This window comes from Arthrobacter sp. Ha26, from assembly GCF_059091705.1.
Map to the genome: position 1 here is coordinate 86,986 of NZ_JBNHGX010000005.1, position 24,279 is coordinate 111,264.

Consider the following 24,279-nt stretch of genomic DNA (forward strand, 5'->3'; position numbering starts at 1 on the left):
TGCCTGGCATGAACGCTACGGAGGACAACGCCCGGACCCAACCACCGCCGACGGCTATGTGGACAAGTAACCTGCGGGAAGCGGCTAAAGCCGCCGCGCCAGTTCGTGAAAGAATCAGCACATGCCTGAAACCGCCGCCACAGCTGATACCCGTACGCCCTCAGGACGCCTGGCCCTCGCCGCGTCCCCGGAAAAAATCGCGCTTGGCCCGCTGGACGGCCGCTACCAGTCCGCGGTCGCGCCGCTCGTCGACTACCTGTCCGAGGCAGCGCTCAACCGTGACCGGGTGGCAGTGGAAGTCGAATGGCTCATCCATCTGACCAGCAACAACGTGCTTCCGGGCGCCGGGCCGCTGACGGCCCCGCAACAGGAGCAACTGCGCGCCATCGTCACCGAATTCGATGCCGCCTCCGTGGCCGAACTGGCTGACATCGAGGCCGTTACTGTCCACGATGTCAAGGCGGTGGAGTACTACATCGGCCGCCGCCTTCCGGCCATCGGCATCGAGAACCTGACCGCCATGGTGCACTTCGGCTGCACTTCCGAGGACATCAACAACCTCTCCTACGCGCTGGGCGTCAAGGGGGCTGTGGAGGACGTGTGGCTCCCCGCGGCCCGTGCCCTGGTGGCCCAGATCAGCAAAATGGCGCAGGACAACCGCGCCGTGCCCATGCTGTCCCGCACCCATGGCCAGCCCGCCACCCCCACCACCCTTGGCAAGGAGCTGGCAGTCATCGCTCACCGCCTGACCCGCCAGCTGGACCGCATCGCCAGGACCGAATACCTGGGCAAGATCAACGGCGCTACCGGCACTTATGCCGCCCACGTGGCGTCCGTTCCCGGCGCCGACTGGCAGCAGGTGGCCAAGTCCTTCGTGGAAGCCCTGGGACTGACGTGGAACCCGCTTACCACCCAGATTGAGAGCCACGACTGGCAGGCCGAACTGTACGCCGACGTCGCCCGGTTCAACCGCATCCTGCACAATGTCTGCACGGACATCTGGAGCTACATCTCCATCGGCTACTTCGCGCAGATCCCCGTGGCCGGCGCTACGGGATCCTCCACGATGCCGCACAAGGTCAACCCGATCCGCTTCGAGAACGCCGAGGCCAACCTGGAAATCTCCAACGGCCTGCTGGACACCCTGGGCGCAACGCTGGTCACGTCCCGCTGGCAGCGGGACCTCACGGACTCCTCGAGCCAGCGCAACATCGGCGTGGCGTTTGGCCACTCACTGCTGGCCATCTCCAACGTCGCCAAGGGCCTGGAACGCCTGGACGTGGCCGAGGACGTGCTGGCCGGCGACCTGGATACCAACTGGGAAGTCCTGGGCGAAGCGATCCAGATGGTGATGCGCGCCGAGGCGATTGCCGGCGTCAAGGGCATGGAAAACCCGTACGAGCGGCTCAAGGACCTCACCCGCGGCCAGCGGGTGGACGCTGCCCGCATGCAGGAGTTCGTGCAGAGCCTTGGCCTGTCAGCCGACGCCGAGGCGCGCCTGCTGGCCCTGACGCCCGGCAAGTACACGGGCATCGCGGATCAGCTGGTGGACCACCTGCAGTAGCAGGCCCGCGGCAGCAGGAAGCACAAGTACGACGGCGGCGCGGGCCTCGCGGGGCCCGGCGCCTTCTGCTGTGGAGGCCTTCCCGCGGGCCGCCCCGGCGCCGGGCTTCCAGGTGCGAGACTGGTGGGATGAAGCTGCTCCTCATCCGCCACGGACAGACCCCAGGAAACGTACTTGGCCAACTGGACACGGCCCATCCAGGCCCAGGACTGACCGAACTGGGCGAACGCCAGGCGGAGGCCTTGGCCCGTTCGCTGGCTAATGAGCGGATCGACGCCCTGTTCGCGTCCACCTTGGTCAGGACCCAGATCACCGCAGCGCCGCTGGGACGGCTGCACAACCTGGACCTTGAGGTGCTGGACGGCCTGCACGAGATCGAGGCGGGGTCGCTGGAAAAGCTGACCGACCACGAGTCACATAAGCGCTACATGGGGACCGTGATCTCCTGGGCGGCGGGGGACCTCGGCCGCCGGATGCCGGGGGGGCCGGACGGGCACGACTTCTTCGAGCGGTTCGATGCAGCAATCGCCAGGGTTCTGGAACGGACGTCGGGCCAAGCCACGGCCGCGGTGGTCAGCCATGGCGCCGCCATCCGCACCTGGGCCGGACGCCGGGCGGAGGGCGCAGACCACGAGTTCGCCGCGAAACATGTGCTCGCGAACACCGGGATCGTCGCCGTGGAAGGCGATCCGGACAACGGCTGGAAGCTTCTCCATTGGGACGGCAGCCCCGTGGGCGGACTGGCACTGGCCGATCCCACTGCGGCGGACCCCACGGGCAAGAACGTGGGGGAGCCGTAAAGGAGCCCTAAACCAACTGCCGGATCCGCCGGGACGGGAAGACGCCCATTTTCCTGCACGTTCCACTGGCCTTTTCCGGGGCTGCGGCGGGTATCAGGCGGGCGGCCATCGCAGCGGCTTCTGCCGCCGTCGGCCGCGCCTCGGTGTCCATTGCCGTCAGCGCCCGGAGCAGGTTGCGCCACCCCGGCCCGAGGGAGTCCGGAATGGCGGGGCTGCGAAGGGTCCTTGCCACCAGCGATTCGATGGCGGTGCCGGGAAAGGCCTTGGATCCCGTGAGCAGCTCCAGCAGGACCAGCCCCATCGCATAGACGTCCCAAGAGGCCCGGGCCGGGCCGCCGGCAGCCTGCTCAGGGCTCATAAAGTGCACTGTTCCAGACGAGATGCCAGGCTCCGGAGGGGAACCCGCTGCAGCCACGATGCCGAAGTCGATGATGCGTACCGGGCTCCTTCGCAGGCCGCTCAACATGAGGTTGGCGGGCTTGATATCGCGGTGCACCAAGCCCTGCCCGTGCAGGTGGGCCAAGGCACCAAAGAGGCCATAGGCCCAGCTGGCAACCTCCTGGGCCTGGGGCGGCCGTGTGCGGATCACCTCGGAGAGGTTCAGTCCGAGCGCCAGTTCCTCCACCAGGAAAGGACGCCCGGCAAGCGGCGAATCGTCATGCATAACACCTTTGGCAACGAACTTGATGATCGAGGGATGGCTCATGGACGCCAGGACGGCGGCTTCGTTGTTGGTCCGCTCAAAGTGCTTCGCGGACTCGCCTCCGGCCACCTTGACGGCCACATCCGGACCGCCCTCACGATCTGTAGCGCGGAAGACTTCAGCCAGCGAACCGCGGCCCAGGCGCTCCTTCAGTTGGTAGCGCCCTGCCACGGGATGCACGGAAACAAGAGGGGTGGGATTGCGGACAGAAACTGCGGCGCGGGTGCTCATGCGGAGAGTGCTGGGGCGTGAGGTGCGCCCAACCCGGTGTCGAGCTGGAAACCACAGCTGCAGCGCCACACGGGTGGCAGCTGGACAGGGCCGCCGTCGTCCGGCTCAAAGCTGTAGCCGACGGCGACCGGCCCCAGCGCAGGGGTCACAAGGTCCATCCCGGTGCCGCAGTGCACGGGGAGGCCGGGCCGCTCGTCGGACCGGAAAGCGCTCAGCGATGTTCGCCGGGCGAAGACATCAGGGGAACCAAGCTCAGTAAAAGTAACCAACGCACTCACGACTCCATCTGAAGGGTTCAGGGACTGATCGTAAGCATACATATTGCTAGCCAGTCTAGCTAGTCAGGCTAGTTACCTTTTTTCGTGCTCTTCGTCCAGGTGCTCTAAGGCTTCCCTCATGCGCTGCAGGAATTCCACAACTACCCGGGCCTCGTCAGCACTCAACCCTTCCGCCACCGCCATCATTCGGCGGTGCATGGCGCCGAGCGTGACCCGGACTTCCCTGTCAGATTCCGCTGTGGGAACCACTACCACTGACCGCCGGTCCGTAGGATGCGGCTCACGCCGGACGTGCCCACTGGCCACGAGCCGGTCAATGAGCGAAGTGGTGGAGGCGCTGGTGATCCCCAGGAACTGGCTGAGGTCTTTGGGTGCCGAGGGCTGGCCCGAGGCTTGGGCCCGGAGCAGATAGCGCAACGCCAGGATGTCTGTTTCCCCCATGCCCATGGAGTCCCTGGTGGACCTTCGGACGGCGGTCTCCGCTGCCCGGTAGTCGCGCAGCGACTTCAGCACCGCGGCGCTGTAGTCCAACTGGCCGTCCGGGCCGTACCAGTAGCCTGAACCTTCATTACCTGTGGAGCGCATGGAAATATCCTAGACCACCTGATTACTAGACTGCCAAGCAAACTGAAGAGAAGCGTTATCCGCGCGCTTACGCGGCAGAAACACCGGCGTAACTCCCGCCTTTTAGGCTTTTTTGGCATACCCCTTCGGCGAATCGAGGCAGACATGCAGACCAACCCGCGGCTGAACATCCGGCAGGTCACTTGGTCCAATCCCGTAGGCGCCGACCTGCGCCGCGCGCAGCAGGCTGAACTTGACGCACGCTTTGGCACCGTGGACCATGAACCGGGCCCGCCGCCGTCGGGCGCTGACTGCGCCGTCTTCCTCGTGGCCTACGACAAAGCTTCGGGCCAGCCGGTGGGCTGCGGCGGACTGCGGCTCCTGGACTCAACTACAGCAGAGATCAAGCGGCTGTACGTCCTCCCGTATACGCGGGGCTCAGGGGTAGCAAGCTCCATCCTCGCGGCACTCGAGGCTGAGGCGTTCAAGCAAGGCATCACCCGCATCAAGGCGGAGGCCGGATCAGCCCAGCCCGACGGACGGAACTTCTACCAGAACTCCGGCTTCGAGCCGGTGCCGAATTTCGGCCCCTACGTGGGTGTTGAGCACTCCTACTGCTACGCGAAGAGCATTCACGCCCGCAGCGCAGCGCACACCGCCATGGCGTAGCAGCAGGGCGACCTGACGGAGACGCTTCAGCAGGGCTGAGGCAGGGCTCCCTGCACGACGGCGGCGAGGTGGCAGAGAGTTAAGCCCCAGTTAACTATCGCGCCGCCGACCGTTTCCGCGACTGGGTCACAGTGGGCAGCCGGGCTGTTTATCGAATCGATAGCAATAAGGCCCGACTTTTGCCGCGTCCGGCTATAGGCTGACCGGACATGCTCCGATTCCAGTCCAGAAATGAGTCCTGATCGTGCGTAAATTCCAGACATTGGCTGCCGCCGTCGTCGCCGTCACCCTTCTCGCGGGATGCGGTGGGGGCCCGGCTTCGCCGGCCGCCTCGGGTGATTCTTCATCGGCTCCTGCCGGTGGCTCCGGCGAAACCCTGGTGGTCTACACCAACTCGAACGGCGAAGGCCGGGGCGACTGGCTGGCTGCGAAAGCAACTGAGGCTGGTTTCAAGATCGAGATTGTGGGTGCCGGCGGTGCGGACGCCACCAACAAGCTGATCGCCGAGAAGAACAACCCGATTGCGGATATCGCTTTCGGACTGAACAACATGTACTTCTCCCAGATCAAGGCCGAAGACGCCCTTGAACCATACGAGCCTGCCTGGGCGGGCGAAGTGGACAAGGAACTCGGCGACGGTGAAACCTACTGGCCGCTGGTCAAACAGGCCATCCTCCTTGGCTACAACTCGGACAAAATCTCGAAGGACGCTGCACCGCGGGACTGGACCGATCTCTGGACGAAGGACCAGTTCAAAACCCGCTACGAACGCGTCACCGGCCTGGGCACCGCAACGGCCCAACTGGTTTTCGCCGGCATCCTCACCCGCTACCGTGACGACTCCGGTGACTTGGGCATCTCCGATGAAGGCTGGAAGCAGGTGGAGCAGTACTTCCAGAATGGCAGCCCTGCCGTTGCCAAAACGGACCTCTTCGCCCGCATCGCCTCCGGTGAAGTGGACATGGGCCAAATGCCGTCGTCGATCATCGCCGATCGCGAAAAGTCCTTCAACGTGAACGTTGAGACCGTGATTCCATCTGTCGGTGTCCCCCTTGCGGTGGAGCAGATTGCCCTGGTGAAGGGCAGCAAAAAGAAGGAACAGGCGCAGAAGTTTATCGATTGGTTCGGCAGCGCTGATGTGCAGGGCGAGTTTGCCCAGAAGTTCAACTCCATGCCCGTCAATAAGTCGGCCCAGGCGAAAGCCAACCCCGAGGTGGTGGACTTCTTCGCCGACCTGAAGCAGCAGGACATCGACTGGGAATTTGTGCAGGAAAACATGGGCGCATGGGTAGAGAAGATCGAACTTGAGTACATGACGTAACTGCCACCGCCCGGCCCCACACCCGTTCCACCAGACAGGTTTGCCATGATCCGCTTGGACAACATCGAAGTTTCCTTCGGCAGTTTCACAGCTATCCCGCACCTGGACCTGCACGTCCGGCCTGGCGAGTTCTTTACCCTGCTGGGCCCGTCGGGCTGTGGCAAGACGACGGCGCTGCGCACCCTGGCAGGGTTCATTCAGCCGTCAAAAGGCACAGTTCAGGTAGACGGAAAAGATGTCACCCGGCTTCCAAGCGACAAGAGGCAGGTGGGCATGGTGTTCCAGAACTATGCCCTCTTCCCCAGCATGAGCGTGTGGGAAAACATTGCCTTCGGGTTGCGGGTGCGTAAAGAGAAGCCGGCAGACAGTGACCGTATGGTCCGGGATATCGCCCGGCGGGTGGAGCTCAGTGATGAGCAGCTGGCCAAGAATGTGGCGGAACTGTCCGGAGGCCAGCAGCAGCGCGTGGCCGTAGCGCGTGCCCTTGTCCTGCGGCCCAAGATCCTGCTGCTGGACGAACCTCTCTCTAATTTGGACGCGAAGCTCCGGCACCAGCTGCGGCAACAACTGAAGGACCTGCAGAGCCAGTTCGGCATCACCACGGTCTATGTCACTCACGACCAGGACGAGGCGTTGGCGATGAGCGACCGGGTGGCTGTTTTCAACAAGGGGGTTGTGGAGCAGGTGGGGACTCCGCAGGAGATTTATGATCACTCCGCGACAGAATTCGTCTGCAACTTCATAGGTGACAGTTCACCGCTCACGCCGGCATTCGTCTCGGAGTTGAACCGGCTCTCCGGAGCAGGCCTCAGCACGGATGCAAACTCCTACCTGCGGGTGGAAAAGGCGTCTTTGCACCCCGACGGGGGAACCGCCGTCGGACTTCCCGGGACGGTGGTTTCCCGTACTTACCATGGCCTGCACAGCCGCTACATAGTGCGCAGCCATGGCGCCGACATCCGCCTGCTGGTCCGGGAGGACGGCCGGCCGCAGCCGGAACCGGGGAACAATGCCGTCGTGTATCTTCAAGCCGACCACGTCCTGCAGTACCACCCCTCGACCGGGAATGCCCTGACGAGGGAAGACCAGGCGGTCCCCCTCCCATGAACGGCACTTCGGTCCGCAGCATGGCCCGCTCCCCCTTCGTTTTGGTGGTTGGCGCCGTACTCACCTGGTTCATCGCGGCGTTCCTGGTGTGGCCCAACATCAACATCCTGATGGCCACGTTCTTCCCGGACGGCAGTTTCTCCGGCCGCGCCGCGGAGAAACTTTTCTCATCCCAACGGGCCATAAAAGCGCTGGGAAACAGTTTCCTTCTCGCCGTGGCCCTGTCCATCACCGTGAACCTGGTGGGCATTTTTATTGTCCTGGTCACGCACTACTTCCGGATCAGGGGAGCTCGGATCCTCTTCCTGGGTTACGCTTCCACCTTCATCTACGGCGGCATTGTGCTGGCAGCCGGATACAAGTTCATCTACGGGGAAAAAGGCATCGTTACGTCCCTGCTGGTGAAGGTGTTCCCGGGAATGGACTCCGGGTGGTTCTCGGGTTTCTTTGCCGTACTTGTGGTGATGACCTTTGCCACCACAACCAACCACATGCTGTTTGTGGCCAATGCGTTGAAGGGCATTGACTACCAAACAGTTGAGGCGGCCCGAAACCTCGGTGCTTCCACCTGGACCATCCTCCGGCGGATTGTCCTGCCCATGCTTAAGCCCACACTGTTCGCTGTCACCATCCTGTCCTTCCTTACCGGACTCGGCGCCCTGAGCGCGCCGCAAGTCCTGGGTGGACGGGACTTCCAAACGATCACTCCAATGATCCTGACCTTCACGAACAGTCCCACCTCCAGGGACCTGGCAGCCCTGCTGGCGGTCATCCTGGGAGTGGCCACCATCCTGATGCTCGCGGTGATGTCGCGGCTCGAAAGAGGCGGCACCTACTTTTCCGTATCCAAAGTCTCCTCTGCCCTGCAGAAACAAGACATCACCCATCCGGTGGCCAACGTGGTTGTCCACGCTGTGGCATACCTGCTCTTCGCCGTGTACTCCCTGCCGGTGTTCCTGATCGTGCTGTATTCGTTTGCCGACGGCGCGGCCATCCAGACAGGGCAACTGGCCCTCCACAGCCTGACGCTGGACAACTACCTGCGGGTCCTGACCCAGCAGTCCGGGCTGCGGCCTTTCATCGTCAGTGTGGTGTACAGCGCGCTGGCAGCCGTGATCGCCGTCGGCGGACTGCTTTTTGTGGCGAGGCTGCTGCAAAAATACAGGAACTGGCTTGCCTCAGCCTTCGAATACCTGCTGCACATACCCTGGATCCTGCCCTCGGCACTGCTCGCACTGGGATTGATCGTCAGCTACGACCACCCGAATCCCCTCGTCGGCGGTGCTGTCCTGACGGGGACCACGGTGATCCTGCTGATCGCCTTCGTCACGGTCAAAATCCCATTCACACTCCGCATGCTCAAAGCCTCCTTCGCTTCGGTCAATTCATCCCTGGAGGAGGCGGCAGCCATCATGGGCGCCAAAACCCTTTACGTGTTCCGGCGTATCCTCCTGCCACTGGTGGTGCCCGCCGCAGCCGCCATTACGGCCCTGAACTTCAACAGTCTTCTGGACGACTACGACACCGCCATCTTCCTGGCCCACCCGCTGGTCCAGCCCCTGGGCCTGGTGATCAAGGCCAACACCGACGGCGCTGAGGGCACTGAAGGCATCGCCAACACCTTCGTGTACACCGTGCTCCTCATGGTCATCACCGGCGTCACCATGTACCTCGTGTACGGCCGGTCCCGGCGGGGCGGGTCCTCAAGGAAGCGGCAACAAACCGTGCCTCTCGCCCCACCAGCGAACGGCCCGGCACTGCCGGTCTCCCCTACAACCGACGAAGACACCGCGCAGCCGGCCGCACCCGTCCGCTGATCAGCCGCTGGAACTGCCGGCGACGGCGGGACGCGCCTGCCGCCGTCGGGCAAGCGCGAGCAGGCGGTCACGCAGAGGCTGCGCGCCTTCAGCCATAGCCACCCGGGCGAGCGCCGACGACGCCAGACTCAGTGCCCTGGTGCGCAGGCGGCGCTGCCGGCCGTAGGCACGGAGCGCCTGGCCCTCAGGCAACGTGTTGAGAAAGTCAGCCAGTGTCACCGCGTCCACCAATGACTCGCAGGCACCACGGCCAAGGGTAGGCAACATGGCGTGGGCCGCATCGCCGATGAGGACAGTCCGGCCGCGGACGTAGGAGCCCAGACGTGGGACTGCCCAAAGCCGCTGGACCAGGCATTCCCCGGGAGTAGCTGCGGCGAGCGCGCGGCGTATGGCAGGCGCGTGACCGGCGTAGCGCTCCCGGGCCTGCTCCAGCGCTGACGCCACGTCTATTCCGTAGGGGCCAAGCCCTGACCGGTAGCTGGCGTACCAGAAGGACCCACCCCGGGCGGCGGCCATGCCGAACAGGTCGCCGCGGCCCCAGTACTCGCCCACCTCGTCCGGGCTGACGGGAGAAGGGAGAGTGCCTCGCAGGGCAAGGTATGGCGTGAGTTTGGCGGCGGTGTGGGCGCCCCACACTTCACGGCGTACTACGCTGTGCACGCCGTCGGCTCCTACCACTAGCCCGCCATCAGCCGGAAGGGCCTGGACGCTGCCGGTAATCCGGCGGACGGTCGCCGGCACGGCCGCGTCCAGCAAACGCAGCAGGTCAACCCTCGAAATGGCGAACATATCCCCGCCGTTGACTGTGACCCAGGGGTCGCCGGCTGCGTTGCGAAGCGACCCCCTGCCAATCACCGGGCTGACTGCCCGAGCTTCTTCCAGCACCCCAACCCGGGCCAGGGCGCGTTGGGCGTTCGGCCACATCCCCAGCGCATTACCCACGGCAGGCAGCTCCGGCCGCTTCTCGTACACGGTCACTTCAAACCGGTCAGGGTCCAGACAGCATGCAAGCGCCAGGCCGGCAATGCCGCCGCCAACAATGGTGATGGTCTCCATGCTGGCGATTTTACTACTTTTGTAGTGGCATGGAAGGGGCAATTACACTGGGCCCATGCCTGACCGCCGGACCCAACTCCTGGATGCTGCCCTGACCGTGGTGGCGGACAAGGGAATGAAGGGCCTCACCCACCGGGCGGTGGATGCAGCCGCGCAACTGGCCGAAGGCACCACCTCGAACTACTACCGGAACCGCGCCGCCCTTGTCGAAGCGGTCCTGGATCGCCTGGAGCAGCTGGACGGAGCGCTCCTTCAGGACCGGGGACCGGCCGGACCACCACAGGACATTGAGGAGCTGGCAAGCCAGCTGGCTGCCCTGGTGCTCGCACTGGCGCGGCAGCACGCCGGCCTGACCCGCGCCCGGCTTGCCCTCTCGCTGGACAAGCCCGAGTCTGTGACAGCAGGGCACTTCCGGCTGGTGGGCGGCTTGGAACAGGCCCTCATTGCGTTAGGAGTCACGGATGCGTCCGCCCGGGCACGTGACGTGGCGGACTACGGCGACGGTGTGCTCCTTCACCTGCTCACCGTCCGGCGGGAGGAGCAGCCCGACGCCGGGGCGATTGCCGCCGCAGTCCGCCGGCTGCTGGGTTAGCTCGCGCCCGGCCAGCCGGTGTAGGCCTCGGCGAGGTAGGCCATGCCGTGCCGGGAGGAAACGACGGAGTGGAGTTCGCCGAGCTGCCGGGCGCGGGAGAAATCATCCGCATTGGCGGGCGTGTGCAGCATGGTGGTCATCCAGTAGGAGAACTGCTGCGCTTTCCACACCCGCTCCAGGGCGCGGTCACTGTATGTTTCCAGCAGCCCGTCAGACGACCCGGAGTTGTAGTGGCTGTCCAGCCCTTCAAAGAGGACCTTCACGTCATGGATGGCAAGGTTCAGGCCCTTGGCGCCGGTGGGCGGCACGGTGTGCGCCGCGTCGCCGGCCAGGAACAGGTTGCCGTGGCGCATGGGGGTGTGGACGAAGCTGCGGAACGGCAGCACCATCTTCTCGATGACTGGGCCTTCCTTGAGCTCAAAGCCGTTGCCGTTGACCCGGCGGCGGAACTCGCCCCAGATCCGGTCGTCGTCCCACTCCGCCACGTTCTCCTTGGGATCGCACTGGAAGTACATCCGCTGGACCGTCTCGGTGCGTTGGCTGATCAGCGCAAACCCGGCGTTGGAGTTGGCGTAGATGAGCTCATCTGAGCTGTGGGGGGCTTCGGCGAGAATGCCGAACCAAGCGAAGGGGTACTCATGGAAGTACCATTTGCGGTGCGCCTCCGGGATCTGGAACCGGCAGTGGCTGCGGGAGCCGTCCGCCCCCACCAGGAAGTCGGCCTGGATCTCATGCTCCACACCGTCGGCGTCCGTGAACCAGACCTTCGGCTTGCCCTCAAGGTCATGGACGGAAGTGTCCGTGACGCTGTAGCGGACGTCGCCGCCGTCGTCCTTCCGGCGTGCGGCGAGGTCCAGGAACACATCCGTCTGCGGGTAAAGCCAGACGGACTCCCCCACCAACTCCTTGAAGTCCACCCGGTGGCTCTCGCCGTTGAAGCGCAACTCGATGCCATCGTGCCGGTCGCCGTGGCGCAGCACCCGGTCGGAAACACCGCTGTCCACCAGCAGGTTCACGGTGCCGTGCTCCAGGATGCCGGCCCGGACGGTTTCGGAGATGTCCTTGTGGCTCCGGACTTCGATGACCGTGGACTCGATGCCTGATGTTGCCAGCAAGTGGGAGAGCATCAGCCCGGCGGGCCCCGCGCCCATGATGGCCACTTGGGTGGTGATGATCTTGCGTGCTGCCATGGAACGTCTCGCTTCGTTGCGGGCTCCGCGGGGCGGTGCCGGTGGTTGGGTCCGGCAATCAGTGTGCGCCACTGGCAGAGAACACCAACACGGCAATTCCGTTGAATGGGGGATGTCAGGGATCGGAGAGGCGCCGGGCGATGCCCCGGGCCGCGGTCTGCAGCGCGGGCACCAGGGCCTGCAGGCGCATCTCACGCAAGGGAACCACGACGCCGAGCGACGCCACCGCGCGCTGCCTGCGGTTCAGGACGGGGACGGCGATGCCCCAGGTATCCGGATCCACCACACCCTTGAGCTGGGCAAAGCCCTGGTGGGCGGTTTCGGCCAGCAGGCCCCGGAGCTCATCCCGGCTGAGTTTCCCCCCGGAGGCGGCGAACTGTTCCAGGTACTCGCCTTGGAGCGCCTTGTCCTGGTGCGCCATCAACGCCAGTCCTGCGGACGAGATGTGGATGGGCATCCTCCCTGCCACCTGGGCGCGGTTGGCCACCGAACCCCGCCGGGACAGCCGTTCCACAAAGAGCGCCTCCCAGCCGTCCAGCACCGCCAGGTTCACGTTCTGGTTCAGGACGTGCTGGATGTCCTCCATAAAAGGCATCGCCGCCTGCCGCAGTGCCAGAGCGGGGGACGTGCGGTTCACAAGCTCCCACAGCCGCAGCCCCGGCCGCACCGTGCCGCCGGGGCCGGTGTCCAGCAGTCCGTGCCCGGCGAGCTGGCGCACCAGCCGGTGGGCGGTGGTCAGCGGCAGGCCGGCGCGGGCAGCGAGTTCCGAGAGCTGCAGGGCACCGGTGTCCTGCGGGAATGCGGCGAGCAGCCTGACAATCCTGTCCACTACTGAATCGCCCGAGGCGGAATTGGCCACCACACACCCCCGATTGCCATTGAATGGGATGCTGCCAGCCTACTCCTGGCGCGTCGACGGCGACTGGAGCACTTTGCCGGGGCCCGTCGTCGTGCGTTCCCGGGAACGTCGCCAGCCGGCGGGTGCCAGCACCACGGCAATCCCCATGGCGGCCCCGATCACGGTTTCGATGATGCGGTCACGGAGCAGGACGTCGGGCGGGGACGGCACCACCAGCAGGGTGGAAATCAAGGCGAGGGGTGTGACGAAAAGCTGGGCGAGAAGGTACTGGCGGATGATGAACATCTCGGCGCCGAACTGGCACAGAGCCATCACCAGCACCGTCTGCCATGGCTCCAGGTCCAGCAGCACAATCCCGGCCAGGATCACCAGGCCAAGAATGGTGCCGATGATCCTCTGGATGCCGCGGCGGACCCTGTGCCGGGTGGTGTGTCCCACCAGCGGCACAACGGCCGCCACCATGGCCCAGTAATTGTGGCCAAAGCCCAGCAGTTCTCCGGCCCAGGTGGCCAGCGAGCCGGCCAGCCCGGCAGCGATGAGGTAGCCCAGGCCCTCCAGCCAGGCAGCGCGCTTCTCGTTGGGCGTGCGCCGGACCGGCCGCGGCCGGGCCCATGGCGTGCGGTGGCTGGGCAGGATCCTGGCGGAAAAGCCGATCAGCAGGCAGAACGCCGAGGTGAGGACGGCAACCAGCATGGCCTGCCAGAGCGGAGGCTGGTTGGGAATGGAGGCGATGGCTGCGAACGCGAAGATGTGGAACAGCGAGCCCGCCGGGCGGATCCGCCACCACGAGATGATCAGCGAACAGGCGCCCGCCACGAAGGTGGTGGCAGGAACCAGGAGCCAGGCAGTGCCGGCGCTGTTGAGGTGCAGGGCTGTGGCCGTCCGGGCTGCCAGCGTGGCCAGCAGGATGACCGCGAGCATCAGCAGGCCGGCCCTCAACTGGAGTGCGAACCGCGTGCCGTGGAGTTCGCCGCGGCCGTAGATGCCCGTGAAGGCGCCGAACGACGCGAAGATGGCAAGGTCCAGCCGCCCCAAAAGCACCAGCGTGAGGAGCGGAACGAACACCCCCACGGCGCACCGCAACGCTGGGTGGTGGTCTTTGTTGCCGGGACCAATGCTGAACATTTCGGCGAGCAGCTTCAAGGGGCGGCGCCTTCCTGCAGTGCGGGTGGACTTTTGACGGCCGGCCGCGCTGACGTTCCTGCTAAATCCTACGGCGCTGCCCCCTGCAGCCGGCCAACGGCGTTCCCCTGAATGGAACGGCGGGGCAACACCGCTGAAACAGGTGGCCACAATGCTTGAGGCATGAAGCCTTCCGCACGGAACACGCCCGCGGCCGAGTTGAGCTGCGAAGTCTGCGGCATGATGCCCGAACCCCCCAAAGCGAGGCTGACCATGGCGAACGTGGCGGTGATGCTGCCCATCGAGCTCCTGGTACACGCCCTGGTGGTGGAGACCCATCTGCCGTACGTGGCCAAGGTCCTGGTACTCACCCTGACTGCGACGGTGCTGGTGATCTGGGTAGCCGAACCTTCGGCAGCCCGGATCCTGCGCGGCTGGCTGCACGCACCGGCACTGCGCCACCGGCGGAACCTGGGCGCCGCACCTGCCCTGTGGCGGGCCCGCACCATCCTGTGCGACGAGCCGGGCTCCCTGCAGCGCCTGACCCGGGCACTGGCCAGGACAGGAGCGAATATCCTGAGCATCCATGTGCACCCAGTGGCGGGCGGCGTCCTGGATGAGTTCGTCCTGTCGGCCCCGGGGCACCTTGGCGAACGCCAACTCCTGGACGCCCTGAACGACGGCGGGGGCACCCGTTCACACGTCTGGCCCACCACCGCGCTGGCCATGGCTGACGGGCAGACCAAGGCGCTTACCCTGGCCGCCCGGATCGCGGACGCGCCGGACGAGCTTCCACTGGCCGTGGCAGAGCTGCTGCAGGCGAGGATCCTCAGCCCTGCACAGGCCGCACTGGAGAGGCACGACGCCGGCACCCGCCTCAAGATCCCCACCGCATGGCACGGCCCCATCACCTTCGTCCGGCCCGGGGAGCCGTTTACCCCCGCCGAATCGGCCCGGGCACACCGGCTCGCGGAGCTCGCCGAGATCCTGGCCCACCGGCGGACACCCTCTTCCCAGTAGCCACCGGACCCCCTCAGCAGCCGGGCAGTCACAATTTGTTTCCAGGAATCCCGGACGCCCACTTACCGAAAAGCCTTGACAGTGGCGCGGGTCACTCCTATCTTTGATTTTGGGATCCCAAGTTGGGATCCCAAAAGGATGAAAAGCCCCGGCGCTCCGGATCGCCGCCGCACACGCATCTTTGTTTTCCGTGGGCCTCTCCTGCATGGCATATCTGCCCACGCATTCCACCCATTACCTCCCATCCGTAAACTTCCCCGTGAAGGAGAAGCTGTGTCCATCCCCAACACCGAAACCACGGCGGCATCCGCCGAAGGCGCTTCGACAACCGCAACCTCAGACGAACCCGGCAAGGACGGCGTGCAACGACGCACCACAGTCCGCTGGAAGCTCTTCCTGCTGCTCCTGGTCCTGGTAGCGGTCAATTACATCGACCGCGGCTCAATTTCCGTAGCGCTCCCCATCATCCAGAAAGAATTCAACCTCGCCCCCGAACTGGTGGGCCTTCTGCTCTCCGCCTTCTTCTGGACCTACGCGCTGATGCAGATTCCCGTAGGCCTGCTGATCGACAAGTTCGGTCCCCGCAAGGTCATGACCGCATCCTGCATTGGCTGGGGTGCTGCCACAGCAGCATCCGGCATGGCCGGCGGCTTCCTCAGCATGTTCATTGCCCGCATGGGCATCGGCGTCACCGAGGCCGGCGTGATGCCCGCCGGCGGCAAGCTCAATGCCATCTGGATGCACAAGTCCGAACGCGGCCGCGGCGCCACCATCCTGGACGCCGGTGCCCCGCTCGGCGCCGGACTGGGCGGCATCATCATCGCCGGGCTGATTGCCTCCACCGGCAGCTGGCGCTGGTCCTTTGTCATCGCCGGCGCCGCCACCGTCCTCATGGGCCTGGCCGTCTGGTGGTACGTCCGGGACAACCCCCGCCAGCACCGGGGCGTTAACGAAGCCGAGGCAGCATATATCGAGGCCTCCCACACCGCCGAGGATGCCGAGGCAAAGCTCGACGGCAGCCAGGGCAAGCGTGCCCTGCTCCCCTACCTCAAATTCCGTTCCTTCTGGGCCATGTGCCTCGGCTGGCTGGGCTTCAACGGCGTGTTCTACGGCCTGCTGACCTGGGGTCCGCTCTACCTGGCACAAGCCAAGGGTTTTGACCTGAAGACCATCGGCTGGTCCACGTTCGTGATCTTCGGAGCGGGATTCGTCGGGGAAATCATCGGCGGCACCATCGCTGACAAATGGCGTGCCTCCGGCGCCTCAGCCAACCGCGTGATGCGCACCCTCCTGGGCATCTCCAGCGCTGTTGTCATCGGCGGCCTGGTGGGCGTTACGGTGGTCCCGGACCCCACAACTGCTGTGGTACTCCTCTCGCTGGTGATGTTCTTCCTGCGCTGGGTGGGCCTGTTCTGGAGCATCCCGTCCATCCTGGGCGGCCGCACCAACGCTGGCGTGCTGGGCGGCGCCATGAACTTCAGCGGCAACATCTCCGGGTTCGTCACTCCCATCGCCGTCGGACTCATTGTTGGCGCAACGGGCTCCTACACCTGGGCCCTGCTGTACTTCGTGGGCTCCGCGGTGATCATGGGCGCCTCGGTCCTGACCCTGAACTACAACAAGCGGCTCCCTGTCTAAGCTAGCCATCCAAGGCAACAAATTAACGCCCCCGGCCGCCGGGAGCGGTGTACATCAAGAATCCGAATGGAGCACCATGCTGACCGCAGAAGAGACCCAGGACAAGGAACGCCCCCTCCGCGAAACTGTCCGGGACACCCTCCGCACCCGGATTTTCGAAGGACACTACGCTCCCGGCACCCGGCTGGTGGAGCGCGACCTGGCCGCGGAGTTCTCCGTTTCCAGGCTCCCCGTCCGCGAAGCACTGCGGATGCTCCGCCAGGAAGGCCTCATCAGTGACCGGGGAGCACGGGGAGCAGAAGTCAGCACACTCAGCCCCAAGGACGTGGAGGACCTCTTTGACGTCCGGCAATCCCTTGAAGTCCTGGCCTGCCGGCTTGCCGCCGTCCGGGCCACCACAGCGGACCTCGCCTCCCTGAAAACCCTTCTGGACAACGCCGAGGACTTTCTTGCCAAGGGCGCCGTTATGGAGGCCCACCGTGCCAACAGCGAATTCCACGATGCGATCACCGGCATCGCGGACAACAACTTCCTCAAATCCGCGCTCGAGCCCCTCCAGGGCCGCATGCACTGGCTGTTCCGCCATGTCAGCGACCTGCCGGAGCTCATCCGGGAACACCGCGAGTTGTACGCCGCCATCGCCAGCGGAGATCCGGACCGGGCCGCCGCCCAGTCCGCCTCCCACATTGGAAAGTACCGCGAGCAGTTCCCGGATGACTTCCAGAAAACCGAACCCCAACTCCACCGGAAGAAATAATGCGACTCCTGGTCATCAACCCCAACATCAGTGACGATGTGACCGCCCTGATCGAATCCGAAGCCCTCCGCTCCGCCGCGCCGGGAACGGAACTGCTGGTCCGCACAGCCAGCCATGGAGTGGAGTACGTCGAAACCCGCTTTGAAGCCCTCATCGCCGCCGGAGCCGTGGCAGAAATCATCGCAGAACATACCCAACCGGGAACCGATCCGGTAGACGGTGTGGTGGTGGCAGCCTTCGGCGACCCCGGCATGCCCGCCCTGAAGGAACTGGCAGACGTTCCGGTAATCGGCATCACCGAGGCTGCGCTCTGTGCTGCTGCGCTGCAGGGCCACCGCTTCTCCATCATCGCCATTTCGGACCGGATCAAGCCCTGGTACCTGGACTGCGTGGAACGGTTCGGCCTGGCTGGCCGGCTGGCCTCCATCCGGTCCATCAACGAATCCCTCAACAGCATCGGCTCCGTCCAGCAGGACTTCAAGGAAACCCTCCTGGCACTGAGCCGGCAGGCCGTCGCAGAGGACGGCGCCGACGTCGTCATCCTCGCAGGCGCGCCCCTGGCCGGGCTGGCCCGCGAACTCAAAGGCCAGATCCAGGTACCCGTGGTGGACGGCATCTCGGCCGGCATCCGGATGGCCGAAGCAGTGGTTGGCCTCCAGTCCGGAAGCCACCAGGCAGGGGCCTTCGCTCCCCCTCCCGTCAAAGGACGCAAGGGATTGAGCCACAACCTCGAAGCCGCCCTCACCGCCGCCCAGGCCGGCGCCGTCCACGCGCTGCCCGGCGCCTAAACCCCATCTTCAGAAAGAGGACACCGATGTCCCGCCAGCCAGACCTTGTCATTGCCAACGCCACCGTGGTTAACAGCTTCGGCCGCCAGAACGCCCATATTGTGGTCCGGGACGGCCTGGTCTCCGGACTGATCGATTCCTCGGAAGCCGTCCCCGACGCCGCGCAGACCATTGACGCCGGCGGGAAGCTCGTGATTCCGGGCGGCGTCGATGGGCACTGCCATGTCGCGCAGGTGACGGGACGCTTCCGCACGCTGGACGATTACCGGACCACATCCACCGCGGCCCTGTGGGGAGGCACCACCACCATCATCGACTTCGGCATCCCCCGCGATGCCCAGGAGACCCCGCTCGCCGCCGTCCTGCACAAAAAGGAACTGGCCCTTGAATCCAGGTGCGACGTCGCCCTCCATGGCGCCGTGATCAGCTGGGACGAAACAGTGCCCTGGCAGCTGGAGCAGCTCGCGGCGGAGGGCGTGCGCTCGGTGAAGATGTACACCACCAACCGCGGCACCACCATGGCTGACGGGGACACCATCCTGAAGGTCATGCGCGAGATGGTCCGCCTGGACGGGCTCACATACATCCACGCCGAGCACGATCCCATCATCACGGACTGCACCGAACAGCATGCCCAGGACGGCCGGATAGGGATTGAGCACCTGCACCGGACGCGCCCCGAGCTTGCGGAGGAGCTGTCGGTCAAGGAGACCCTGGCCATGGCCGAGTACACCGGAGCCCCCGTCTACTTTGTCCACCAGTCAACGCCCGGAGCCGTGGATCTGGTGACAGAGGCGCGGACCCGCGGAACAGCCGCCTTCTCCGAAACCTGCCCGCACTACGTCACCCTCGATGACTCCGTCTACAGCTCTGCTTTCCCTGAGTGGTTCGCCTGCTGCCCGCCCATGCGCAATCCTGAAACAGTCGCCGCGCTCAAGGAACGGCTGGCCTCCGGGGCCATCCACACCATGTCCTCCGACCACTCCTGTTACGACCTGTCCCAAAAGCGCGAGCGCACAGACGACGTGCGCGCCATGCCCCACGGCCTGCCTGGCGTGGAAACCAGGATGCCGGTGACTTTCACAGCTATGGCGTCGGCGGGCGCCAGTGCTGAGGACTTCGTAGAGGCCTTCTCGGCCGCGCCGGCAAGGATCAATGCCGTTCCCGGCAAGGGCCGCATCGCCGCCGGATTCGATGCCGACCTGGTGATCTTCGACCCCGCGGAGGAGCGCGTGGTGGACGGGAGCGCCCTGCACATGGGAACCGACTTTTCGCCCTTCGAGGGGAAGGCGCTCACAGGCTGGCCCGCAGTCGTGATCTCCCGGGGCCGGGTGGTACTGGACGCCAACGGCTTCCACGACCCCGGAGCCGCGGGACGGTTCATCGCCCGCACCGGCTTCCGCGAGCACCAGTCCACCCAGCCCTCCGGCACCGCACAAACTACCGCAGCTGCCCACCTTTAGGAACCCCATGCCCGAGACAACACGCCCCAAGCGGATCGGCATGATCGTGCCGTCCTCCAACACCTGCCTCGAACCGCAGAGCTACCGGATCCTGGGCGGCAGGACCGATGTCACCATCCACTCCACCCGCATTCCCGTCACCAGGATCGCCCTGGACGACTCCTCCGACCGCCAGTTCGATGCAACGGTCATGCGCGATGCCGCCAAGCTCCTCGCGACGGCGGACGTTGACGTTATTGCCTGGAACGGCACCTCCGGTTCGTGGCTGGGGGCCGGACACGACCGGGAGCTGGTCCATGAAATCACCGACGCCACCGGTATCCCGGCCACCACCTCCACGCTGGCCTACCTGGATGCCTTCAAGGCCTTTCGAACCGAGCGGATTGCCTTGTTCACGCCGTACACCGAGGACGTCAACCACCGGGTGATCGCGGCCTACGAGCGTGAAGGCATCAAGACCGTGGACCACCGCGCGCTGGGCCTGAGCGACAACGAGTCCTTCGCGCGGGTGACCGACGACGAAATGCGGCCCGGTTCGTTTGAACTCGCCGCGGCCGCCCCGGATGCCCTGGTCTACCTGTGCACCAACCTCTACGGTGCGAACATTGCGGCCGAGATCGAGGACGGTACCGGAGTTCCTGTGCTGGATTCGGTGGCCGTGACGCTCTGGCACGCACTCAGGCTGGCCGGGGCGCCGCTGCTGGAATCACGCTGGGGCCGGCTGCTCAGCTAGGAAAACTTACATCCGGAGGGTCAGGGCGGACGGCTCCATGGTCATCTTGACGTGCTTGCCCTGGCCCTCGTGGTCGCCGTCGAGCTGGTAATCGTCGTTGTGTTCCAGGATGATCTCCACGGTCTTGCCCTGGTAGTACTCCACCGCGGTATCTTTGCCGCGGCCCTTGCCGATCATTCCGGCAATGACGGAGAGCCAGCCCAGCCTTCCATGGTGCGGGGCCAGCACGGCCACATCCAGCAGTCCATCGTCCATCTTCGCCTCCGGGAAGATCTCCAGGCCGCCCTGGACCTTGCCGCAGTTGCCCACCATCACGCTGCGGACGCCGCGCTGCACTGCCATCTTGCCGTCGATCACGATGGTGGCCTTGACCGGCTTGCCCGGCAGGTTCCGGATACCGGCATCCACATAGGCCAGCCAGCCCACCTTGTCCTTAAGGTCCTCGTTCGTGTCCGCCATGATCGTGGCGTCGTACCCCACGCCAGCCATCACCAGGAAGAGCTGCTCCTTGTCCGGATCGCTGCGGCGGGCCCGGACCACGTCGATCTTCCGCTCCGTCCCGATCAGCGCACCGGCCATGGCGCCGTCGTAGTCGGTAACGTCCATGCCGAGGTTGCGGGCCAGGAGGTTTCCCGTGCCAAGCGGAAGCAGGCCCATGGGGGTATCGCCGCCGGAAAGCACCTCGGCCACGCACCGGACCGTCCCGTCGCCGCCCGCGGCAATGACGATGTCGGCCCCCTGCTCGAGGGCTTCCTTGGCCTGGCCGACGCCGGGGTCTTCCTTGGTGGTCTCGAACCAGAGCGGCTCGCCCCAGCCGTTTTCGACGCAGTGCTTGGCGACGAGCCCGCGCACATCGATGTCCACCGGTTTGGCAGGATTGATGATGATGGCTGCGCGCTGGGGGGCAGTGGAATTGGCAGTCATGGTGTCCTCTGGTGGCGAATGGGAAGGGTACTTCTCACAGAAGACTAGCCTGCCCGGGGACCGGCAGGCAGCAGGGCGGCTACAAGGTCTTCACCGCTCCCAGGACCTGGGCCAGCGAGTCCTTCGCGTCGCCGAAGAGCAGGGAGGTCTGGGGTTGGTAGAGCAATTCGTTCTCGATTCCAGCGAAACCCGGCCGCATGGACCGTTTCAGGAACACTACCTGCCGGGCGTCCGCCACCTCCAGGATGGGCATGCCGTAGATGGGCGATCCGGAGGAGGTCTTGGCCGCGGGGTTCACGACGTCGTTCGCGCCGACCACCAGCGCCACGTCGGCCGTCTTGAATTCCGGGTTGATCTCGCCCATCTCCTTGAGTGATTCATACGGGACGTTGGCTTCGGCCAGGAGCACATTCATGTGACCGGGCATGCGGCCTGCCACGGGATGGATGGCAAAATCGACGTCGATGCCGCGCGCTTCCAGGGCCTGCGCCAATTCGGCGGCAGTGTGCTGGCCCTGCGCCACAGCAAGCCCGTAACCGGGAACAATGATCACGCGCTGCGCGTAGCCAAGGAGCACGGCCACGTCCTCGGGGCTGGAAGACCGGACCGGACGGTCGCTGACGGCGGTGGATCCCGCCGTCGAACCTCCTCGGAAGGCGCCGAACAGGATGCCGGCAACGTGGCGGCCCATCGCGGCAGCCATGGCGCGGGTGAGGATGGTGCCCGATGCGCCCACCAGCGTGCCCGCCACCACCAGGAGCACATTGCCGAGCACCAGGCCCGAGGCGGCCACGGCCAGGCCGGTGAACGCGTTCAGCAGCGAGATCACGATCGGCACGTCCGCGCCGCCCACGGGCAGCACCAGGAGCACCCCGGCGGCAAGCCCCAGCATCAGGAGCAGCACCGCGAGCGCGGACGACCCCGTGAGGATGACGGCAGCGCCAGCTGCCACCGACGCGAGCAGCACCAGTGCCATCACCGCCGGAAGGCCCGGGAACACCACCGGCCGACTGGTCATCAGTTCCTGCAGCTTGGCGAACGTGACGCCGGAGCCCGCGAAGGAAACGGCGCCCACCAGGAGGGTGAAGACGATGGCCAGGCGCACCCAGGGGTCGTTCGAGTGGCTGAGTTCCAGGAGGGCCACAAGCGCGGCCGCTCCGCCGCCCACGCCGTTGAACAGGGCCACCAGCTGCGGCATCTGCGTCATTTTTACCCGCCGTGCCACTGGAGCAGCCACCGCTGTGCCCACGGCTATGGCGGCGAGGATCAGGGGGACGTTCTCCAGCCGGGCGGACAGGAAGACGGCGACGACGGCGATCAGGGCTCCCAGGGCGCCGATCAGGTTTCCCCGGCGGGCGGTGCGGGGCGAGCTGAGGCCGCGCAGGGCCAGGATGAAGCACACAGCAGCGGCCAGGTACAGCAGCGAAGTCCAGACGGGGTCAAGGAGCATCATCTGCCTTCCACCTTCCGTGGCGCGGCTTGTGTGCTGTCCTTGCGGCCCACTTCTTTCCTGGCATGGAACATGTGCAGCATGCGGTCCGTCACCACAAAACCGCCCACCAGGTTGGCGGTGGCAAGGACGACGGCGAGGAGGGCCACCGCGAGCAGCCACGGGTCCGCGGCCTGGCCGGCAACAATGATGGCTCCCACCAGGATGATCCCGTGGATGGCGTTGGCGCCGGACATCAGCGGGGTGTGCAGGGTGCTGGATACCTTGGAGACCACTTCGAAGCCAACAAACACCGCCAGCACGGTGATGGTCAGCAGGCTGATTCCGTCCATCAGAGCAACCCTTCCTGCCGGGTCCTGGTCCTGGTGCCCAGGAGTTCCGCGGTGGGCTGGTGCCGCACTGCGCCGTCGTGCGTCAGGCAGGCACCCGCCAGCACTTCGTCGTCGAAATCCAGCATGGCAGCGCCGTCCTTGATCATGAGCGCCAGCAGGTTGGCCACGTTTTTCGCGTAAAGGCGGGATGCGTCGGAGGCCATCGCGGACGGCGCGTCCCTGAGGCCTACCAGGGTGACCTCGCCTGCGCCATCAGCCGTGGGTACGGGGATCTCCTGGCCCGGAACTGATCCTTCCACATTGCCGCCGGACTCGGCGGCGAGGTCGACGACGACGGATCCGGGGCGCATGCCCTGCACCATTTCGGTGGTGACAAGGAGCGGGGCGCGCCTGCCGGGGACCGCCGCCGTCGTGATCAGGACATCCGCCTGCGCCACGTGCGGTGCGAGCAGCTGCCGCTGCCGGGTGCCGGCGTCGGAACTGAGCTGGCGGGCGTAGCCGCCGGCAGCCTCGGCCGTTTCGAGGTCCAGCCGGATGAATGTGCCACCCATCGAGGCGACCTCATCGGCGGAGGCGGGGCGGATGTCGTTGGCGAAGACGCGGGCCCCGAGCCGTTTCGCGGTGCCGATGGCCTGAAGTCCGGCCACCCCCGCGCCGAGGACGAGGACACGTGCCGGCGGGACGGTTCCGGCGGCTGTCATGTACAGCGGGAAGAACCGGGGCAGCCGGATGGCGGCCTCCAGGACGCACCGGTAGCCCGCGACGAGTGCCTGGGAGCTGAGGGCGTCCATGGACTGGGCGCGGGAGATGCGGGGCACCAGTTCCAGGGCGAAGGCGGTGATGCCGGCATCCGTGAGAGCCTCGACGGTGGGGAGTTCGGACGACGGCGAGGCGAGCCCTACCGTGATGGTTCCCCTTTTGAGGGACGCGGCGATGTGCGGATCGAGGGGCCGGACATGGGCGAGGACGTCCAGCGTCGCCAGGTCCAGTTCCACCACTGTGGCTGCGCCGGCGTGACGGTAATCGTGGTCCGGGTGTCCGGCGGCTTCCCCTGCTCCGGACTCCACCACCACGTCCAGGCCCAAGGCCACCAGTTGCTTCACCGTGTCCGGCGTCGCAGCTACGCGCCGCTCACCCTCCCGGCGTTCCCGCGGTATGCCCAGTTTCACCCGCGCACTCCCCTTCCTGACGGGTGCGGCAGTGTGGCCGTCTCGATCGGGCCCCTGGATCTCTGCAACCGTTGGGCCCGGCTTCGCGGAGCGGCGCTGCTGCACGTAGTTGGCTAGAGTCTATGGCCCGCG

Annotated in this window: 24 protein-coding genes; 13 read left to right on the forward strand and 11 right to left on the reverse strand. The window is 65.7% G+C overall.

Translation table 11 applies throughout. The features are described from left to right. The first annotated feature begins 121 nt into the window (after window positions 1-121). Together purB and AC5RVY_RS13090 are read left to right on the forward strand one after the other, a co-directional pair. On the forward strand, window positions 122-1,564 hold the full coding sequence (purB, locus tag AC5RVY_RS13085; RefSeq protein ID WP_493955142.1) for an adenylosuccinate lyase: 1,443 nt from the start codon (window positions 122-124) through the stop codon (window positions 1,562-1,564). A 128-nt stretch (window positions 1,565-1,692) separates the two neighbouring features. Continuing rightward, entirely contained in the window at window positions 1,693-2,364 is a 672-nt protein-coding gene (locus AC5RVY_RS13090) for a histidine phosphatase family protein (protein WP_493955143.1), read from the forward strand. A 7-nt stretch (window positions 2,365-2,371) separates the two neighbouring features. On the opposite strand, the gene AC5RVY_RS13095 is transcribed toward AC5RVY_RS13090, so the two are convergent. From AC5RVY_RS13095 to AC5RVY_RS13105, 3 genes are all read right to left on the reverse strand, one after another. Next, window positions 2,372-3,298 (reverse strand): serine/threonine-protein kinase, encoded by a 927-nt coding sequence (locus tag AC5RVY_RS13095; protein WP_493955144.1) that lies wholly within the window; start codon window positions 3,296-3,298, stop codon window positions 2,372-2,374. Further along, window positions 3,295-3,567: a hypothetical protein gene (locus AC5RVY_RS13100; protein ID WP_493955145.1), complete on the reverse strand. Its 273-nt coding sequence runs from the start codon at window positions 3,565-3,567 to the stop codon at window positions 3,295-3,297. Before AC5RVY_RS13100 ends, AC5RVY_RS13095 begins: the two co-directional genes overlap by 4 nt. Window positions 3,568-3,648: 81 nt before the next feature. Then, window positions 3,649-4,161: a MarR family winged helix-turn-helix transcriptional regulator gene (locus AC5RVY_RS13105; RefSeq protein WP_493955146.1), complete on the reverse strand. Its 513-nt coding sequence runs from the start codon at window positions 4,159-4,161 to the stop codon at window positions 3,649-3,651. Between the two features lie 144 nt (window positions 4,162-4,305). Between AC5RVY_RS13105 and AC5RVY_RS13110 the strand changes: the two genes are divergently transcribed. The 4 genes from AC5RVY_RS13110 to AC5RVY_RS13125 all read left to right on the forward strand — a co-directional run bounded on the left by AC5RVY_RS13110 (window position 4,306) and on the right by AC5RVY_RS13125 (window position 9,054). Continuing rightward, a complete protein-coding gene (locus AC5RVY_RS13110) occupies window positions 4,306-4,809 on the forward strand; it encodes a GNAT family N-acetyltransferase (RefSeq protein ID WP_493955147.1) in 504 nt (167 codons plus the stop codon). 244 nt (window positions 4,810-5,053) lie between these two features. Further along, window positions 5,054-6,130 (forward strand): extracellular solute-binding protein, encoded by a 1,077-nt coding sequence (locus AC5RVY_RS13115; protein WP_493955148.1) that lies wholly within the window; start codon window positions 5,054-5,056, stop codon window positions 6,128-6,130. A 45-nt stretch (window positions 6,131-6,175) separates the two neighbouring features. Next, a complete protein-coding gene (locus AC5RVY_RS13120) occupies window positions 6,176-7,237 on the forward strand; it encodes an ABC transporter ATP-binding protein (RefSeq protein ID WP_493955149.1) in 1,062 nt (353 codons plus the stop codon). Continuing rightward, window positions 7,234-9,054, forward strand: coding sequence for an ABC transporter permease (locus tag AC5RVY_RS13125; protein ID WP_493955150.1), 1,821 nt, complete (start codon window positions 7,234-7,236; stop codon window positions 9,052-9,054). Before AC5RVY_RS13120 ends, AC5RVY_RS13125 begins: the two co-directional genes overlap by 4 nt. Here AC5RVY_RS13125 and AC5RVY_RS13130 read toward each other — a convergent pair whose 3' ends face one another. Then, window positions 9,055-10,110: an FAD-dependent monooxygenase gene (locus AC5RVY_RS13130; protein ID WP_493955151.1), complete on the reverse strand. Its 1,056-nt coding sequence runs from the start codon at window positions 10,108-10,110 to the stop codon at window positions 9,055-9,057. A 55-nt stretch (window positions 10,111-10,165) separates the two neighbouring features. Here AC5RVY_RS13130 and AC5RVY_RS13135 point away from each other — a divergent pair, with 55 nt between their 5' ends. Next, a complete protein-coding gene (locus AC5RVY_RS13135; RefSeq protein WP_493955152.1) occupies window positions 10,166-10,702 on the forward strand; it encodes a TetR/AcrR family transcriptional regulator in 537 nt (178 codons plus the stop codon). Here the strand turns inward: AC5RVY_RS13135 and AC5RVY_RS13140 are convergent. From AC5RVY_RS13140 to AC5RVY_RS13150, 3 genes are all read right to left on the reverse strand, one after another. Continuing rightward, window positions 10,699-11,892: a 4-hydroxybenzoate 3-monooxygenase gene (locus tag AC5RVY_RS13140; protein ID WP_493955153.1), complete on the reverse strand. Its 1,194-nt coding sequence runs from the start codon at window positions 11,890-11,892 to the stop codon at window positions 10,699-10,701. The genes AC5RVY_RS13135 and AC5RVY_RS13140 overlap by 4 nt on opposite strands. Before the next feature lie 115 nt (window positions 11,893-12,007). Further along, the gene (locus AC5RVY_RS13145) at window positions 12,008-12,751 is read right to left on the reverse strand and encodes an IclR family transcriptional regulator (RefSeq protein ID WP_493955154.1); all 744 of its coding nucleotides are present in this window, start codon (window positions 12,749-12,751) and stop codon (window positions 12,008-12,010) included. A gap of 39 nt (window positions 12,752-12,790) precedes the next feature. Next, window positions 12,791-13,894, reverse strand: a complete 1,104-nt coding sequence (locus AC5RVY_RS13150) for an FUSC family protein (RefSeq protein ID WP_493955155.1) — start codon at window positions 13,892-13,894, stop codon at window positions 12,791-12,793. A 162-nt stretch (window positions 13,895-14,056) separates the two neighbouring features. Between AC5RVY_RS13150 and AC5RVY_RS13155 the strand changes: the two genes are divergently transcribed. From AC5RVY_RS13155 to AC5RVY_RS13180, 6 genes are all read left to right on the forward strand, one after another. Then, entirely contained in the window at window positions 14,057-14,893 is an 837-nt protein-coding gene (locus AC5RVY_RS13155; RefSeq protein ID WP_493955156.1) for an ACT domain-containing protein, read from the forward strand. A gap of 273 nt (window positions 14,894-15,166) precedes the next feature. Next, complete coding sequence (locus tag AC5RVY_RS13160; RefSeq protein WP_493955157.1) at window positions 15,167-16,531, forward strand: MFS transporter; 1,365 nt, start codon at window positions 15,167-15,169, stop codon at window positions 16,529-16,531. Between the two features lie 76 nt (window positions 16,532-16,607). After that, entirely contained in the window at window positions 16,608-17,288 is a 681-nt protein-coding gene (locus AC5RVY_RS13165) for a GntR family transcriptional regulator (RefSeq protein WP_493955158.1), read from the forward strand. Continuing rightward, entirely contained in the window at window positions 17,288-18,076 is a 789-nt protein-coding gene (locus AC5RVY_RS13170) for an aspartate/glutamate racemase family protein (protein ID WP_493955159.1), read from the forward strand. The genes AC5RVY_RS13165 and AC5RVY_RS13170 overlap by 1 nt, the downstream gene beginning before the upstream one ends. 26 nt (window positions 18,077-18,102) lie before the next feature. After that, window positions 18,103-19,539: an amidohydrolase family protein gene (locus AC5RVY_RS13175; protein ID WP_493955160.1), complete on the forward strand. Its 1,437-nt coding sequence runs from the start codon at window positions 18,103-18,105 to the stop codon at window positions 19,537-19,539. 7 nt (window positions 19,540-19,546) lie between these two features. After that, on the forward strand, window positions 19,547-20,272 hold the full coding sequence (locus tag AC5RVY_RS13180) for a maleate cis-trans isomerase family protein (RefSeq protein ID WP_493955161.1): 726 nt from the start codon (window positions 19,547-19,549) through the stop codon (window positions 20,270-20,272). A 6-nt stretch (window positions 20,273-20,278) separates the two neighbouring features. Here the strand turns inward: AC5RVY_RS13180 and AC5RVY_RS13185 are convergent, their stop codons facing one another. From AC5RVY_RS13185 to AC5RVY_RS13200, 4 genes are all read right to left on the reverse strand, one after another. Continuing rightward, entirely contained in the window at window positions 20,279-21,196 is a 918-nt protein-coding gene (locus tag AC5RVY_RS13185; protein ID WP_493955162.1) for a diacylglycerol/lipid kinase family protein, read from the reverse strand. Between the two features lie 79 nt (window positions 21,197-21,275). Continuing rightward, window positions 21,276-22,649 carry an NAD(P)(+) transhydrogenase (Re/Si-specific) subunit beta gene (locus AC5RVY_RS13190; protein WP_493955163.1) on the reverse strand — a complete coding sequence of 458 codons (1,374 nt, stop codon included), beginning with the start codon at window positions 22,647-22,649 and terminating at the stop codon, window positions 21,276-21,278. Beyond that, window positions 22,646-22,978, reverse strand: a complete 333-nt coding sequence (locus tag AC5RVY_RS13195; RefSeq protein ID WP_493955164.1) for an NAD(P) transhydrogenase subunit alpha part 2 — start codon at window positions 22,976-22,978, stop codon at window positions 22,646-22,648. Before AC5RVY_RS13195 ends, AC5RVY_RS13190 begins: the two co-directional genes overlap by 4 nt. Beyond that, the gene (locus tag AC5RVY_RS13200; protein ID WP_493955165.1) at window positions 22,978-24,147 is read right to left on the reverse strand and encodes a Re/Si-specific NAD(P)(+) transhydrogenase subunit alpha; all 1,170 of its coding nucleotides are present in this window, start codon (window positions 24,145-24,147) and stop codon (window positions 22,978-22,980) included. Before AC5RVY_RS13200 ends, AC5RVY_RS13195 begins: the two co-directional genes overlap by 1 nt. Window positions 24,148-24,279: the final 132 nt, after the last annotated feature.

Excerpts from the sequence above, each read along its gene's own strand:
- purB (WP_493955142.1), top strand. The coding sequence starts at position 122 with ATGCCTGAAACCGCCGCCACAGCTGATACCCGTACGCCCTCAGGACGC.
- AC5RVY_RS13090 (WP_493955143.1), top strand. The coding sequence starts at position 1,693 with ATGAAGCTGCTCCTCATCCGCCACGGACAGACCCCAGGAAACGTACTT.
- AC5RVY_RS13095 (WP_493955144.1), bottom strand. The coding sequence starts at position 3,298 with ATGAGCACCCGCGCCGCAGTTTCTGTCCGCAATCCCACCCCTCTTGTT.
- AC5RVY_RS13105 (WP_493955146.1), bottom strand. The coding sequence starts at position 4,161 with ATGCGCTCCACAGGTAATGAAGGTTCAGGCTACTGGTACGGCCCGGAC.
- AC5RVY_RS13110 (WP_493955147.1), top strand. The coding sequence starts at position 4,306 with ATGCAGACCAACCCGCGGCTGAACATCCGGCAGGTCACTTGGTCCAAT.
- AC5RVY_RS13120 (WP_493955149.1), top strand. The coding sequence starts at position 6,176 with ATGATCCGCTTGGACAACATCGAAGTTTCCTTCGGCAGTTTCACAGCT.
- AC5RVY_RS13125 (WP_493955150.1), top strand. The coding sequence starts at position 7,234 with ATGAACGGCACTTCGGTCCGCAGCATGGCCCGCTCCCCCTTCGTTTTG.
- AC5RVY_RS13130 (WP_493955151.1), bottom strand. The coding sequence starts at position 10,110 with ATGGAGACCATCACCATTGTTGGCGGCGGCATTGCCGGCCTGGCGCTT.
- AC5RVY_RS13135 (WP_493955152.1), top strand. The coding sequence starts at position 10,166 with ATGCCTGACCGCCGGACCCAACTCCTGGATGCTGCCCTGACCGTGGTG.
- AC5RVY_RS13140 (WP_493955153.1), bottom strand. The coding sequence starts at position 11,892 with ATGGCAGCACGCAAGATCATCACCACCCAAGTGGCCATCATGGGCGCG.
- AC5RVY_RS13155 (WP_493955156.1), top strand. The coding sequence starts at position 14,057 with ATGAAGCCTTCCGCACGGAACACGCCCGCGGCCGAGTTGAGCTGCGAA.
- AC5RVY_RS13165 (WP_493955158.1), top strand. The coding sequence starts at position 16,608 with ATGCTGACCGCAGAAGAGACCCAGGACAAGGAACGCCCCCTCCGCGAA.
- AC5RVY_RS13170 (WP_493955159.1), top strand. The coding sequence starts at position 17,288 with ATGCGACTCCTGGTCATCAACCCCAACATCAGTGACGATGTGACCGCC.
- AC5RVY_RS13175 (WP_493955160.1), top strand. The coding sequence starts at position 18,103 with ATGTCCCGCCAGCCAGACCTTGTCATTGCCAACGCCACCGTGGTTAAC.
- AC5RVY_RS13180 (WP_493955161.1), top strand. The coding sequence starts at position 19,547 with ATGCCCGAGACAACACGCCCCAAGCGGATCGGCATGATCGTGCCGTCC.
- AC5RVY_RS13185 (WP_493955162.1), bottom strand. The coding sequence starts at position 21,196 with ATGACTGCCAATTCCACTGCCCCCCAGCGCGCAGCCATCATCATCAAT.
- AC5RVY_RS13190 (WP_493955163.1), bottom strand. The coding sequence starts at position 22,649 with ATGATGCTCCTTGACCCCGTCTGGACTTCGCTGCTGTACCTGGCCGCT.
- AC5RVY_RS13195 (WP_493955164.1), bottom strand. The coding sequence starts at position 22,978 with ATGGACGGAATCAGCCTGCTGACCATCACCGTGCTGGCGGTGTTTGTT.